The sequence below is a fragment of the Paractinoplanes hotanensis genome (genome assembly GCF_023717965.1).
Lineage (GTDB): Bacteria > Actinomycetota > Actinomycetes > Mycobacteriales > Micromonosporaceae > Actinoplanes > Actinoplanes polyasparticus.
Genome location: NZ_JAMQOL010000040.1, coordinates 21,740 through 35,305, shown reverse-complemented (window position 1 = coordinate 35,305; position 13,566 = coordinate 21,740). Strand labels below are relative to the sequence as shown.

At 69.8% G+C, this 13,566-nt stretch carries 15 protein-coding genes; 5 read left to right on the top strand and 10 right to left on the bottom strand.

Annotated features, from left to right (window positions below; genetic code table 11):
* Positions 1 to 5: 5 nt before the first annotated feature.
* From tal to pgl, 4 genes are all read left to right on the top strand, one after another.
* Complete coding sequence (gene tal / locus LXN57_RS27650; protein ID WP_251801145.1) at positions 6 to 1,142, top strand: transaldolase; 1,137 nt, start codon at positions 6 to 8, stop codon at positions 1,140 to 1,142.
* A gap of 94 nt (positions 1,143 to 1,236) precedes the next feature.
* Positions 1,237 to 2,754, top strand: coding sequence for a glucose-6-phosphate dehydrogenase (gene zwf, locus LXN57_RS27645; protein WP_322112172.1), 1,518 nt, complete (start codon positions 1,237 to 1,239; stop codon positions 2,752 to 2,754).
* A 16-nt stretch (positions 2,755 to 2,770) separates the two neighbouring features.
* The gene (locus LXN57_RS27640) at positions 2,771 to 3,784 is read left to right on the top strand and encodes a glucose-6-phosphate dehydrogenase assembly protein OpcA (protein ID WP_251801143.1); all 1,014 of its coding nucleotides are present in this window, start codon (positions 2,771 to 2,773) and stop codon (positions 3,782 to 3,784) included.
* Positions 3,785 to 3,871: 87 nt separating this feature from the next.
* Positions 3,872 to 4,612 carry a 6-phosphogluconolactonase gene (gene pgl / locus LXN57_RS27635; RefSeq protein WP_251801142.1) on the top strand — a complete coding sequence of 247 codons (741 nt, stop codon included), beginning with the start codon at positions 3,872 to 3,874 and terminating at the stop codon, positions 4,610 to 4,612.
* On the opposite strand, the gene LXN57_RS27630 is transcribed toward pgl, so the two are convergent.
* Positions 4,609 to 5,016 (bottom strand): VOC family protein, encoded by a 408-nt coding sequence (locus tag LXN57_RS27630; RefSeq protein ID WP_251801252.1) that lies wholly within the window; start codon positions 5,014 to 5,016, stop codon positions 4,609 to 4,611. The genes pgl and LXN57_RS27630 overlap by 4 nt on opposite strands.
* A gap of 78 nt (positions 5,017 to 5,094) precedes the next feature.
* Here LXN57_RS27630 and LXN57_RS27625 point away from each other — a divergent pair, with 78 nt between their 5' ends.
* Complete coding sequence (locus LXN57_RS27625) at positions 5,095 to 5,694, top strand: GNAT family N-acetyltransferase (RefSeq protein ID WP_251801141.1); 600 nt, start codon at positions 5,095 to 5,097, stop codon at positions 5,692 to 5,694.
* A 6-nt stretch (positions 5,695 to 5,700) separates the two neighbouring features.
* Here LXN57_RS27625 and LXN57_RS27620 read toward each other — a convergent pair whose 3' ends face one another.
* The 9 genes from LXN57_RS27620 to rapZ all read right to left on the bottom strand — a co-directional run bounded on the left by LXN57_RS27620 (position 5,701) and on the right by rapZ (position 13,405).
* Positions 5,701 to 6,048 carry an RNA polymerase-binding protein RbpA gene (locus tag LXN57_RS27620; protein ID WP_221381809.1) on the bottom strand — a complete coding sequence of 116 codons (348 nt, stop codon included), beginning with the start codon at positions 6,046 to 6,048 and terminating at the stop codon, positions 5,701 to 5,703.
* A 148-nt stretch (positions 6,049 to 6,196) separates the two neighbouring features.
* Positions 6,197 to 6,454, bottom strand: coding sequence for a preprotein translocase subunit SecG (secG, locus tag LXN57_RS27615; RefSeq protein ID WP_251801140.1), 258 nt, complete (start codon positions 6,452 to 6,454; stop codon positions 6,197 to 6,199).
* Positions 6,455 to 6,543: 89 nt separating this feature from the next.
* Entirely contained in the window at positions 6,544 to 7,332 is a 789-nt protein-coding gene (gene tpiA / locus LXN57_RS27610; protein WP_251801139.1) for a triose-phosphate isomerase, read from the bottom strand.
* A complete protein-coding gene (locus LXN57_RS27605; RefSeq protein ID WP_251801251.1) occupies positions 7,332 to 8,546 on the bottom strand; it encodes a phosphoglycerate kinase in 1,215 nt (404 codons plus the stop codon). The genes tpiA and LXN57_RS27605 overlap by 1 nt, the downstream gene beginning before the upstream one ends.
* Positions 8,543 to 9,541 carry a type I glyceraldehyde-3-phosphate dehydrogenase gene (gene gap, locus LXN57_RS27600; RefSeq protein WP_221381812.1) on the bottom strand — a complete coding sequence of 333 codons (999 nt, stop codon included), beginning with the start codon at positions 9,539 to 9,541 and terminating at the stop codon, positions 8,543 to 8,545. The genes LXN57_RS27605 and gap overlap by 4 nt, the downstream gene beginning before the upstream one ends.
* 371 nt (positions 9,542 to 9,912) lie before the next feature.
* Positions 9,913 to 10,326, bottom strand: coding sequence for a hypothetical protein (locus tag LXN57_RS27595; RefSeq protein ID WP_251801138.1), 414 nt, complete (start codon positions 10,324 to 10,326; stop codon positions 9,913 to 9,915).
* 154 nt (positions 10,327 to 10,480) lie between these two features.
* Positions 10,481 to 11,461, bottom strand: a complete 981-nt coding sequence (gene whiA / locus LXN57_RS27590) for a DNA-binding protein WhiA (RefSeq protein ID WP_221381814.1) — start codon at positions 11,459 to 11,461, stop codon at positions 10,481 to 10,483.
* Positions 11,462 to 11,519: 58 nt separating this feature from the next.
* Positions 11,520 to 12,503, bottom strand: coding sequence for a gluconeogenesis factor YvcK family protein (locus LXN57_RS27585; protein WP_251801137.1), 984 nt, complete (start codon positions 12,501 to 12,503; stop codon positions 11,520 to 11,522).
* Between the two features lie 2 nt (positions 12,504 to 12,505).
* Positions 12,506 to 13,405, bottom strand: a complete 900-nt coding sequence (rapZ, locus tag LXN57_RS27580; protein WP_251801250.1) for an RNase adapter RapZ — start codon at positions 13,403 to 13,405, stop codon at positions 12,506 to 12,508.
* Positions 13,406 to 13,566: the final 161 nt, after the last annotated feature.

Genomic DNA, 13,566 nt, shown 5'->3' with positions numbered 1-13,566 from the left:
TTTCGATGACCGACAGGCTTGCTGAGCTGTCCGCCGCTGGTGTGGCGGTCTGGCTCGACGACCTCTCCCGCCCCCGCCTGACCACGGGCGGGCTCAAGAAGCTGCTCGACGAGCAGCACGTGGTCGGCGTGACCACCAACCCGAGCATCTTCCAGAAGGCACTGTCCGACGCCGACGCCTACGACGAGCAGCTCCGGGACCTGGCCGCCCAGGGTGTCACGGTCGAGGAAGCGGTCCGGCTGATGACCGGCCGCGACGTGCGGGACGCGTGCGACGTCGAGCGCCCGGCCTACGACGCCTCGAACGGCGTCGACGGCCGGGTGTCCATCGAGGTCGACCCGCGCAAGGCGCACGAGACCGAGAGCACCGTGGCCGAGGCCAAGACGCTCTGGTGGCTCGTCGACCGCGAGAACCTCTACATCAAGATTCCGGCCACCCTCGCGGGCCTGCCGGCGATCACCGCGGTGCTGGCCGAGGGCATCAGCGTCAACGTGACGCTGATCTTCTCGAACGAGCGGTACCGCCAGGTCATGGACGCGTTCCTGGCCGGCATCGAGCAGGCCCGGGCCAACGGCCACGACCTGTCCAAGATCGGTTCGGTGGCGTCGTTCTTCGTCTCCCGCGTGGACTCCGAGATCGACAAGCGCCTCGACAAGATCGGCAGCGACGAGGCCAAGGCGCTCAAGGGCAAGGCGGCCATCGCCAACGCCCAGCTCGCCTACGAGGCGTACGAAGAGGTCTTCAGCACCGACCGGTGGAAGGCGCTCGCGGCCGCCGGCGCGCATCCGCAGCGCCCGCTGTGGGCGTCCACCTCCACCAAGAACCCGGAGTACAAGGACACCATCTACGTCGAGGAGCTGGTCGCTCCGGGCACGGTCAACACCATGCCCGAAGCCGTGATCCACGCGTTCGCCGACCACGGTGTGGTCCGCCCCGACGCGGTGACCGGCTCGTACGACGCCGCCCGGAAGGTCTTCGCCGACCTGGCCGCGGTCGGCATCGACCTCCCCGACGTGTTCAAGGTGCTCGAGGACGAGGGCGTCGACAAGTTCGAGGCCAGCTGGAAGGAACTGCTCGAGGGCGTCGACAAGTCGCTCAAGGCGGCGGCCAAGGGCTCGGACAACCCGAGCGACGCGGCCTGACACACAGCAGTGAGGGGGCTCGCGTGCCGCGAGTCCCCTCCTCTGTCCCTGCTTAGACACTTGCTCGACACCGAAAACTGGCAGGATGGACCACGTGGGCAATCCGCTGCGTAGCGCACAGGACCGCAGGCTTCCCCGGATCCCCGAGCCTTGCGCTCTGGTGATCTTCGGAGTCACCGGTGACCTGTCCCGAAAGAAGCTCATCCCGGCCGTCTACGACCTGGCCAACCGCGGTCTCCTGCCGCCCGGTTTCGTGGTTCTGGGCTTCGCCCGCCGCGACTGGGGTGACGGTGACTTCGAGTCGCTGGCGTACGAAGCGGCGAAGAAGGGCGCCCGGACCCCGTGGCGCGAGGACGTCTGGCAGCGGCTCGCCAGCCAGTTCCAGTTCGTGCCCGGCTCGTTCGACGACGACGCCGCGTTCGACCACCTGGCCGAGACCCTCGACGACCTCCGGGAGCGCAACGGCATCCCGGGCAACGCCGCCTTCTACTTCTCGATCCCGCCGGCCGCGTTCCCGCTGGTGCTCAACCAGCTGGCCCGCACCGGCATGGCCGACAACGCCAAGTCCGGTGGCTGGCGCCGGGTGGTGGTCGAGAAGCCGTTCGGCAACGACCTGCAGACCGCCATCTCACTGAACCAGCTGGTCGACGAGGTCTTCACGCCCGGCGACGTCTACCGCATCGACCACTACCTGGGCAAGGAGACGGTCCAGAACATCCTGGCCCTGCGCTTCGCCAACAGCCTGTTCGAGCCGGTCTGGAATTCCAAGTACGTCGACTCGGTGCAGATCACGATGGCCGAGGACGTGGGCATCGGTACCCGGGCCGCGTTCTACGACGCGTCCGGCGCCGCCCGCGACGTGCTCCAGAACCACCTGCTCCAGCTGCTGGCCCTGGTGGCGATGGAGGAGCCGACGAGCTTCGACCCCGACGACGTGCGGGCCGAGAAGCTCAAGGTCCTCAAGGCCATCGCCATCCCGAAGGACATCTCCAAGGGCTCCGTCCGCGGTCAGTATCTTCCGGGCTGGGTGGCCGGCGAGCGCGCGGTCGGCTATCTCGAGGAGAAGAACATCCCGGCGGACTCCACGACGGAGACCTACGCGGCCGTACGGCTCGGCATCCAGAACCGCCGCTGGGCCGAAGTTCCCTTCTACGTACGCGTGGGCAAGCGCATGCCACGCCGGGTGACCGAGATCGCGATCCTCTTCAAGAAGGCTCCGCACCTGCCGTTCGACCCGGCCGACGTCGAGATGCTCGGTCACAACCAGCTGGTCATCCGCGTGCAGCCCGACGAGGGCGTGGTGCTGAAGTACGGCTCCAAGGTGCCGGGCACCACGATGGAGGTTCGCGACATCGCGATGGACTTCCAGTACGGCGAGGCGTTCACCGAGTCCAGCCCCGAGGCGTACGAGCGTCTCGTGCTGGACGTGCTGGTCGGCGACCGGACCCTGTTCCCGGACGCGGCCGAGATCGAGCAGAGCTGGCAGGTCATCGACCCGCTGGAGGCCGCGTGGGCGGGCACCAAGCCCGAGCCCTACCGGTCCGGCGAGTGGGGCCCGCGCGCTTCGGACGAGATGCTGGCCCGCGAGGGCCGGGCCTGGCGGCGTGCCTGATGGATAGGGGAACGAAGTGATCGGCTTGTGGGACACCACCGGCAACGAGGTGGTCAAGGCGCTCGCCGCCGAGCGGCGCAGCGCCGGCGGTGTGGCCTCCGGCCTCGCCCTGACCCTGGTCGCCGTCGTAGAGGAGAAGAAGGTCCGCGAGGCCGAGGCGGCAGCCACGATCGCCGCCGCCGCGCACCCGTGCCGGCTGCTCATCGTGGTGCGCTCCGATCTGGAGGGTCGCAGCCGTCTGGACGCCGAGATCGTCGTCGGTGGCCGGCTGGGGCCGGCCGAGGCGGTCGTCATGCGCATGTACGGCCGTCTCGCGCTGCACGCCGAGTCGGTGGTCATGCCTCTGCTGGCCCCGGACGTCCCGGTCGTCACCTGGTGGCACCAGGAGCCGCCGGACATGATCGCGAACGACTTCCTCGGCGTGGTGGCCGACCGGCGCATCACCGACTGCGCGCAGGCCCACGACCCGGTGGCCGCGCTGCGCCAGCGGGCGGTCGACTACGCGCCCGGCGACACCGACCTCACCTGGACCCGCATCACCCTGTGGCGCACCCTGGTGGCCGGCGCGTTCGACACCACCGAGGCCCGGGTGACCGGCGCGACCATCGTGGCCCCGCCCAAGGACCCGACGGCCTGGCTGATGAAGGGCTGGCTCCAGTCCCGGCTCGGCATCGTGCCCGAACTGCAGGCAAGCGACCGCGCGCCGCGCATGCACGCGGTGATGCTCCAGTGCGAGAACGGCGACACGGTCACCGTGACCCGGGAGGAGAACACGGCGCTGTTCAGCCGCACCGGCCAGGAGGACCGCTACATGCCGCTGCCCAAGCGGCCGGTCGGCGACGAACTGGCCGAGGAGCTGCGCCGCCTGGACGCCGACCAGATCTACGCCGACGCCCTCGGCTCGATGGCCGGCGTGTCCGGCCTCGACCACAAGCCGCCGATGCGCGTCCACGTCTGGAAGGATCCCGCGCTGGCCGCGCAGGCCGGCGACGAGGCCGCGATGGCCGGTCCCGGTGGCACGGCCGCGTAGGGAACGAGAACGCAAGGGGGCCGTCCACCGTCATCGGTGGGCGGCCTCAGCCCTTTGACACCGACAACACCGACAGGAGACGCAACTGTGAGCAAGACCCTGGTGGTGGTCGTTCCGGACGCCGACACCCTGGCCGCGACCGTGGCGTCCCGGCTGATCGCCAAGATCGTGGACGCGCAGGCGGAACGCGGCTCGGCCGGCGTCGTGCTGACCGGCGGCCGGATCGCCAAGCGGGTGCTGGCCGCCCTCAAGGAGCTGCCCGAGGCCAAGGCGATCGACTGGGCTCAGCTCGACCTGTGGTGGGGCGACGAGCGCTTCCTGCCCGCCGGTGACCCGGAGCGCAACGAGACCCAGGCCCGCGAGGCCCTGCTCGACGCGCTGCCGCTCGACCCGGCCCGCGTGCACGCCATGCCCGCCTCGGACGGCGCCGACGGCGACGACACCGAGGCGGCTGCCGCCCGGTACGCCGCGGAGCTGCGCCTCGGCGGGGCCGACCTGCCGCCGTTCGACGTGCTGATGCTGGGCGTCGGCGAGGACGGTCACGTGGCCTCGCTCTTCCCCGAACACCCCGTGCTCAACGAGACCGGCAGCACCACCGCCGCCGTCCACAACAGCCCGAAGCCGCCGCCGAACCGGATCACCCTGACCATGCCGACCATCCAGTCGGCCGATGAGGTGTGGCTCATCGCGGCCGGCCCGGACAAGACCGACTCGGTGAGCCGGGCTCTGGACGGCGACAAGCTGCTGCCGGCGGCGCACGCGACCGGACGGACGAAGACCTACTGGCTGCTCGACAAGGCCGCGGCGGCCAAGGTGGGCGAGCGCTAGGCGCGCGACGAGATCTGCTGGACGGCCCAGCTGTTGCCGTCCGGGTCGTCGAAGAAGACGAAGCCGACATTGTCCAGGGGGTGCGGCGTGGGCCGCGGGTTCTCGCCCACCGCCTGGACGTCGCTCACGGCCACTCCCCGCTCGACCAGTTCGGCATGTGCCTGTTCGATGTCGGGCACCACCAGCTGCAGTCCCTTGAGCGAGCCGGGCGGCATGTTCGGCACCGCGCCCTTGCCGATGACGATCGAGCACCCGCTGCCGGGCGGGGTGAGCTGCACGATCCGGACATCGTCGTTGATCTTCGTGTCGTGGTCGACGACGAAGCCCAGACGGTCGGCGTAGAACTCCTTGGCGCGGTCCACGTCGGCGACGGGGACGACGACAACTTCGAGGGTCCACTGCATCGGTGAGCTCCGCATCGGAACATGGTGTCATCGGACGGTGACCACGGCCACACCGTACGCGGAACCTAGAATGCATCCGTGCAGCCAGAGATCCGCGCCTACCGGCCTACCGACCTCGACGCCGTCTACGACATCTGCGTGCGTACCGCCGACTCCGGAGGGGACGCGCGCGGTCAGAACAGCTCGGACCGTCTCGTCGGTGACATCTTCGCAGCCCCGTACGTCATTCTCGAGCCGACCGTGGCCCGGATCCTCGACGACGGGACGGGCAACGCCGTCGGCTATGTCGTCGGCACCACCGACACGGCCGAGTTCGTCCGGCGCTACCGGCAGGAATGGCTGCCCGCCACCGCCGACCGGTACGGCAACGACCCCCGCGACGAGTTCTGGCTCGAGCTGCACCACAACCCCGAGCGCATGCTCGTGCCGGAACTGGCCCGCTATCCCGCGCACCTGCACATCGACCTGCTGCCGGAGTGGCAGGGCCGCGGGCTGGGGCGCGGGCTGATGTGGTCGTTCCTGGCCGGGCTGCACGCGGCCGGCGCGCAGCGGGTGCACCTGGGCATGGCCCCGGCGAACACCGCCGCGCGCGCGTTCTACGACCGTCTGGGCTTCGAGCAGATCGCCGTGCCGTCCGAGCCCGGTGTCACCTACCTGGGCCGCGACACAGCCGCCTGAGGGCCGTTACTCCCCGCGCCCGCGCCGCTGACGGAGCTTGGCCAGCGCCTCTTCGAGGATCTTGGCGCCGTCCTCGTCGGTGCGCCGCTCCTTGACGTACGCCAGATGCGACTTGTACGGCTCGGCTCGCGACCGCCCCGGCGGATTCTGCCGGTCGAGGCCGGCGGGCTGACCGCAGCGCGGGCAGTCCCACGCGTCGGGTGACGGCGCTTCGGCGGAGAACCAGATCTGGCTGGCGTGACCCGCCGCGCAGAAGTAGGTCACCTCACGGCGCGGGGCGGGCTCGCTGCGTTCGTCGGGGCGGACCGGGGAGGAGCCGACCCGGCTGCCGCGGATCGCACTGCCACTGGACACGGATGTCGCTCCTGTCTCGAGGGCGGGTTTGCCGACCGGAAATCAGGCCGAAACAAGGCCATAAAATAGCCGCGCGCCCGGCAGAACCGGACGCGCGGCACATTCTACGACTATCACGCTCCGTCAGGAAGCACGGGGCGCAAGGAAATCAGGTGCTCGGGACGGCGACCCGCATCCAGAGCCCGAGACCCACGATGCAGGCGAACCAGACGATGCCCACCAGGACGGTGTAGCGGTCGAGGTTCTTCTCGGCGACCGACGAGCCGGCCAGGCTGGAGGTGACGCCGCCACCGAACATGCTCGACATGCCGCCGCCCTTGCCGCGGTGCAGCAGGATCAGCAGAGTCAGCAGGACGCTGGTGAGGACCAGCAACGCGATCAACGTGTACGCGAACCACATCGGCATGGTCGGACGATTCCTCTCGAAGGGCACTGCAAGCGGTCCAACAATAGCGTGTGCCCGGGCGATCGTTACGCCCGGGCACACGTTCGGACTCAGCGTGCTACGTGCTCACGAAACCGGACGATCGAGGCGAACTCCTCGGCGTCCAGGCTCGCGCCGCCGATCAGGGCGCCGTCCACGTCGGGCTTGGCCATGATGGCCGCGATGTTGGCCGCCTTCACCGAGCCGCCGTAGAGGATGCGCACCGCGTTGCCGACCTCATCGCCGTACTTCTCGGTGATCCGGGCCCGCAGCTCGCCGCAGACCTCCTGCGCGTCCTCGGGGGTCGCGGTCTTGCCGGTGCCGATCGCCCAGACCGGCTCGTACGCGACGACGATCTGCTTGACCTGCTCGGGCTTGAGCCCGGCCAGGCCGGCGTCGAGCTGCGAAGCGCAGTGCGCGCAGTGGCCGTTCGCCTCGCGGACGGACAGGCCCTCGCCGACGCACAGGATCGGCGTCAGGTTGCTCGCGAAGGCCGCCTTCACCTTCGCGTTGACGATGGCGTCGTCCTCGTTGTGGTACTCACGCCGCTCGGAGTGCCCGGCCAGCACGTAGGTGCAGCCCAGCTTCTCCAGCATGGAGCCGGCGATCTCCCCGGTGTACGCGCCGGACTTGTGCTGCGAGATGTCCTGGGCCCCGTACTCGATCTGAAGCTTGTCGCCGTCGACGGCGGTCTGCACGGTGCGCAGGTCGGTGAACGGCGGCAGGACAGCCACCTCGACGTCGGTCAGCTGCTGCTCGGTCAGACCGGCAGCGAGCTTCTGCACCAGAAGATTGGCCTCGAAGTGGTTGAGGTTCATCTTCCAGTTTCCGGCCATGAGCGGCCGGCGAGCGTCCGCCATCACTTCTCCAGAGCTTCGATGCCGGGGAGGGTCTTGCCCTCGAGGTATTCCAGGGAAGCGCCGCCACCGGTCGAGATGTGCCCGAAGGCGCTCTCGTCGAGGCCGAGCGTGCGCACGGCCGCGGCCGAGTCGCCGCCGCCGACCACGGAGAAGCCGTCGATCTTGGTGATCGCCTCGGCCACGCCCCGGGTGCCGGCCGCGAACGGCGCCAGCTCGAACACGCCCATCGGGCCGTTCCAGAACACTGTCCTGGCGGGGCCGATGGCCTCGGCGAACAGGGCCACCGACTGGGGGCCGATGTCGAGGCCGAGCCGGTCGGCCGGGATCTCGGACGCCGGCACGGTCACCGAGTCGGCGTCGGCCGAGAACTCGGTCGCGGCGACGACGTCGACCGGCAGCACGATCCGGCCCTGCGCCTCGGACAGCAGGTCACGGCAGGTGCCGACCATGTCGTCCTCGAGCAGCGACTTGCCGACCTCGTGGCCCTGGGCCTTGAGGAAGGTGAAGCACATGCCGCCGCCGACCAGGAGCTTGTCGACCTTGGGCAGCAGCGCCTTGATCACCGCCAGCTTGTCGGACACCTTCGAGCCGCCGAGCACCACGACGTACGGCTGCTGGGGGTTCTCGGTGACCTTCTTGAGCACGTCGACCTCGCGCAGGACGAGACCGCCGGCGTAGTGCGGCAGCAGGGCCGGCACGTCGTACACCGAAGCGTGCTTGCGATGCACAGCGCCGAAAGCGTCGTCCACGTAGAAGTCGGCCGCCGCGGCCAGCTCGCCCGCGAAGGCAGCCCGGGTCGCGTCGTCCTTGGCGGTCTCGCCCTCGTTGAAGCGCAGGTTCTCGAGCAGCAGCACCTGGCCGTCCTCGAGAGCGCCGGCCTTGGCGCGGGCGTCCTCGCCGACCGTGTCGGCCGCGAAGACCACCGGCGAGCCGAGCAGCTCACCCAGGCGGGTGGCCACCGGAGCCAGCGTGTACTTGGGGTCGGGCGCGCCCTTGGGGCGGCCCAGGTGCGACATGACGATGACGCGGGCGCCCGCGTCACGCAGCGCGATCAGCGTCGGCAGCACCGCCCGGGCGCGGCCGTCGTCGCTGATGACTGCATTTGCCCCCTGGGGGGCATTCTTGTCGAACGGGACGTTCAGGTCGGCGCGTACGAGCACGCGCCGACCCGACACGCCCTCGCCGAGCAGGTCGTCGAGAGTCTTCAAGATCAGGCCCCGACGAGCTTGACCAGGTCGACGAGGCGGTTCGAGTAGCCCCACTCGTTGTCGTACCAGCCGACGACCTTGACCTGGTTGCCGATCACCTTGGTCAGACCGGCGTCGAAGATGCAGGACGCCGGGTCGGTGACGATGTCCGACGAGACGATCTCGTCCTCGGTGTAGACGAGGATGCCCTTGAGCGGGCCGTCCGCGGCGGCCTTGATCGCGGCGTTGACCTCTTCGACCGAGGTGTCCTTGCCGGCGGTGAAGGTGAGGTCGGTGGCCGAGCCGGTCGGGATCGGCACCCGCAGCGCGAAGCCGTCGAGCTTGCCCTTGAGCTCCGGCAGCACGAGGCTGACGGCCTTGGCGGCGCCGGTCGAGGTCGGCACGATGTTCAGGGCCGCGGCGCGAGCGCGGCGCAGGTCCTTGTGCGGGCCGTCCTGCAGGTTCTGGTCCTGGGTGTAGGCGTGGATCGTGGTCATGAGGCCACGCTCGATGCCGATCGTGTCGTTCAGGACCTTCGCCATCGGGGCGAGGCAGTTGGTGGTGCAGGAAGCGTTCGAGATGATCGTGTGCTTCGCACCGTCGTACAGGTTGTCGTTGACGCCCATGACGATGGTGATGTCTTCGTTCTTGGCCGGGGCCGAGATGATGACCTTCTTGGCGCCCTGGTCGACGTGCGCCTTGGCCTTCGAGGCGTCGGTGAAGAAGCCGGTCGACTCGATGACGACGTCGGCGCCCAGGTCGCCCCAGGGCAGGTTGTTCGGGTCCTTCTCGGCGTACGCCTTGAAGGTCTTGCCGGCGACGGTGATCTCGTCGGCGGTGGCCTTCACCTCGTGCGGCAGGCGGCCGAGGATCGAGTCGTACTTGAGCAGGTGAGCCAGCGTGGCGTTGTCGGTCAGGTCGTTCACGCCGACGATCTCGATGTCCGCACCCGAGGCGAGAACCGCCCGGAAGAAGTTGCGGCCGATACGGCCGAAGCCATTGATGCCAACCCGGATGGTCACAGGTGGATCTCCTCGTTTCGGTCCGCCGGATTATGCGACCGGCGGAGGGGTCTGCGTTGCCGACCGCGTCGAGGGCCGGCAAAGGGGCGTCCGACCGCCGCGCCTGAACTGAGGAGGCGCCGCGGCGAACCGGCGGCGCACAGCGCGGCCGGCCGAGCTGCCGGCACCGTCGCCGTCGTCTTGACCCTATCCGAGTGCCCACGCTTGTTTTGCGCGGGGTCGCAACCTGAGCGTTACCGAGCCCCCGCGTTAACCTGCGCTTCTTCCGCCCGAAAACCGTTGTCCCGTACGCAACGTGACCGTCACCAACCGCAACGGAACAGCTTCCGGCCCGGCCCCGGTGGTCACCCGCCGGGGCCGGAAGTTGTTACTCAGCCGCCAAGACCAGACTCGGCGTTCTCGGATCCTCCATCGGAGCGCCGAAGCGACTCCCTGACAAGGTCCAGGCCCACCTCAACCGTGGTGAAGCGCTGCTGCTGGTCGACGTAGTGCCGGGTCTGCGTGTCCCGCATCGTCCGCATGTCGGCCACCTGCTGGAACTGCGCCTCTCGCATGACCTTCAACTCGGCGAGCACCTTCTCCACCGTCGAGGACACGTTCTTGATGTCCGCGGACACGTTCTTCAAGTCCGAGGACAGGTTCTTCAAGTCCGCGGCCTGCTCCAGTTGCGTCTCGCGGAGAGCGTTCAGCGAACTGGTGTGCCCCTGGAGGGCCGCCTTGTAATCCGACACGTCCTGACTCGCGCCCGCCGCCAAGGTTCGCACCTCCTTCTGCTCCTTTTCCACTGCCGTCACCCTTTGCTCAAGTTCCTGAATGCTTCCCATGGCGAGGGAGTCTTCCGGGCTTTTGAGCGTTGTTGTAAGAGGCTTTCGCGTGGCCGAATCAGCATCAACTGAACAAGCGACATGTTGGCACACGTCATCTTGTCAGGGAGCTAGGTCAGCAGGCCATCATCTCCGGGGTCACGGCGGCTTCGGTGTCGGGAATTCCCAGGTCACGGGCGCGCTTGTCGGCGAGGGCGAGCAGACGCCTTATACGGCCGGCGATCGCATCCTTCGTCAGCGGCGGGTCAGCCAGCGCGCCCAACTCCTCCAGCGACGCCTGCCGGTGCTCCAGCCGCAACTGCCCGGCCGAGGTGAGGTGGTTGGGAGCCTCGTCGGCCAGGATCTCGAGGGCTCGGGTGACCCGGGCCGCCGCCGCCACCGCGGCGCGCGCCGAGCGGCGCAGGTTCGCGTCGTCGAAGTTGGCCAGCCGGTTGGCCGTGGCGCGCACCTCACGCCGAACCCGCCGCTCCTCCCAGGCCAGCACGCTGGAGTGCGCCCCGATCCGGGTGAGCAGCGCGGCGATCGCGTCGCCGTCCTTGATGACCACCCGGTCGACGCCGCGCACCTCGCGGTCCTTGGCGGTGATGCCGATGCGCCGGGCCGCGCCGCGCAACGCCAGCGCGGCCTCCGGACCGGGGCAGGTGATCTCGAGCGCGCTGGAGCGGCCCGGTTCGGTGAGCGAGCCGTGGGCCATGAACGCGCCCCGCCACGCGGCGACCGCACAGCAGACGTTGGCCGAGACCACGTGCGGCGGCAGGCCCCGGACGGGACGGCCGCGCACGTCGAGCAGGCCGGTCTGCCGGGCCAGCGCCTCACCGTCCTTGACGATGCGCACGATGTAGTGGCTGCCCTTGCGCAGCCCGCCCGAGGCCAGCACGTGCACCTCGCTGGGGTAGCCGTAGACGTCGGCGATCTCGCGCCGCAGCCGCCGGGCCACCGCGCCGGTGTCGAGTTCGGCCTCGACCACCACCCGTCCGGAGACGATGTGCAGGCCGCCCGCGAACCGGAGAAGGGCCGCCATCTCGGCCCGCCGGCAGCAGGGCTTGGGCACGTCGACCCGGCTCAGCTCATCCTTGACCGCTGCCGTCATAGCCATCGTGTTGTCACCTCATGCGCCGGATCTTGAACAGTAAGTGCCGCATTACGCCCTTGCTTTAACGATCGGCGCCCAGGACAGGCACCAGGGCAACCCCCAACGACTCAGGATCATGCCTGGGACTGCCGTCCGCAACGGCCACGGGTGCCAACACCAGGCGGGCGCCCAGAGCTTCCGCGGCCCGCCGGACGGGTTCGGTCTCCCCCACCCAACGCTCGTCGGCAACCACCGTGTCGACCCGCAGGCCGGGCAGATACCAGTGCAGGGCGGCCAGGTGGTCGGCGGCCGAGAGGCCGAGCGTCTCGTTCTCGGTGGCCAGGTTGAGCGTCACCAGCCGCCGGGCCGAGCTTTTCATGATCGCCTCGGCCAGACCCGGCACCATCAGGTGTGGCAGCACGCTGGTGAACCAGCTGCCCGGCCCAAAGATCAACCAGTCCGCCTCGTCGATAGCGGCGATGGCCTGGGCGCAGACCGGCGGGTCGGCCGGGTCGATGCGGACGGCTTCGACGTGACCGTGCGCGACCGCGACGGCGTGCTGGCCCCGGACGGTGACGACCTCGTGGGGACGCTGCGGGTCGGCGCCGCGGACGTCGGCCTCGATGCCGATCGCGTGCCGGGCCATCGGCAGCACCCGCCCGCGAGCGCCCACCATCGCGGCCGCCTGGTCGAGCGCCTGCACCGGATCGCCCAGCATCTCCATGAGGCCGAGCAGCAGCAGGTTGCCCACGGCGTGCCCCACCAGCGGATCGTTGCCCTCGCCGCGGACCGCCGGAATCTCGGCGAACCGGTACTGCAGCAGCCGGGCGGTGCGCTGGGTGATCGGCTGGTCGTCGGCCAGCGCGGCCAGGGCCTGGCGCAGGTCGCCGGGCGGCAGCAGCGCGTCCCGCTCGGCCAGCAGCCGGCCGCTGGAACCGCCGTCGTCGCCGACCGTGACCACGGCGGTGATGTCGAGCTCGAGCTGGGCGGCGCTGCTGCGCAGGGCCCGCAGCGACGCGCTGAGCCCGTGGCCACCGCCGAAGGCCACCACCCGTACGGGGGGCATGGTCACTCCCGCCCCAGGTCGCGGTGGGAGGAATGGGCCGAGAGACGCATGTCGCGCAGCTGGGCGGTCAGCTCTTCGGTGATCGCGACGCTGCGGTGCTTGCCACCGGTGCAGCCGACGGCGACAGTCAGGTAGCGCTTGCCCTCGCGCTCGAACCCGGACGCGGTGGCCGCGATCAGCCCGGCGTACGTCTTCACGAAGTCACCCGCGCCCTCCTGATCGAGGACGTAGGTGCTCACCGCCTCTTCCAGGCCGGTGTGGTCGCGCAGATCGGGCACCCAGAACGGGTTGGGCAGGAACCGGGCGTCCATCACGTAGTCGGCGTCCGGCGGCAGGCCGTACTTGAAGCCGAAGGACAGCACGGTGATGCGCAGCCGGCGCACGTCCTCGCCGCCGAACAGCTCCTCGACGCGGCGGCGGAGCTGGTTCACGTTGAGATGGCTGGTGTCGATGATCACATCGGACTGCTCACGGGCCTCGGCCAGCAGCTTGCGCTCGGCCGCGATGCCGTCGGCGAGGCGGCCGTCACCCTGGAGGGGATGCGAGCGGCGCACCGACTCGAAGCGGCGGATCAGCACGTCGTCCTCGGCGTCGACGAAGACGACCCGCGGCGAGAAGCCCCGTTCGTGCAGGGCGTGGATGGCCCCGGCGAGGTCGGTCGAGAACGCCCGGCTGCGGACGTCGAGCACCATGGCCGTACGCCGGGCCGCGCCCCCGGCCTGAAACGCGAGCTGGGCCATGTCGAGCATGAGCGCCTGGGGCAGGTTGTCGACCACGTAGAAACCGACGTTCTCCAGCGCGCGGGCGACTGTGCTGCGCCCACCGCCGGAGACCCCGGTCACGACCACCAGGTCGGTGGCCACCTCGTCAGGATCGGTCGCGTCGGCCACGAACTCCGGCATCGACTCCGTCACGCACGCCTCCCAGCGTCGCTTCGCCCGCGCCCCCGGCGGACACAACATCCTAGGCCGAAGCCGGCACCGGCATCCCCTCGGACGCCTGTCATCCATCCGATCGGTGCCGCGGCTGTCCGCGGTCCATGGAGACGCCGACGCAACCGGCG

Excerpts from the sequence above, each read along its gene's own strand:
- tal (WP_251801145.1), top strand. The coding sequence starts at position 6 with ATGACCGACAGGCTTGCTGAGCTGTCCGCCGCTGGTGTGGCGGTCTGG.
- LXN57_RS27630 (WP_251801252.1), bottom strand. The coding sequence starts at position 5,016 with ATGCAGTGGACCCTCGAAGTTGTCGTCGTCCCCGTCGCCGACGTGGAC.
- secG (WP_251801140.1), bottom strand. The coding sequence starts at position 6,454 with ATGCCGATGTGGTTCGCGTACACGTTGATCGCGTTGCTGGTCCTCACC.
- tpiA (WP_251801139.1), bottom strand. The coding sequence starts at position 7,332 with ATGGCGGACGCTCGCCGGCCGCTCATGGCCGGAAACTGGAAGATGAAC.
- whiA (WP_221381814.1), bottom strand. The coding sequence starts at position 11,461 with ATGGCTATGACGGCAGCGGTCAAGGATGAGCTGAGCCGGGTCGACGTG.
- LXN57_RS27585 (WP_251801137.1), bottom strand. The coding sequence starts at position 12,503 with ATGCCCCCCGTACGGGTGGTGGCCTTCGGCGGTGGCCACGGGCTCAGC.
- rapZ (WP_251801250.1), bottom strand. The coding sequence starts at position 13,405 with ATGCCGGAGTTCGTGGCCGACGCGACCGATCCTGACGAGGTGGCCACC.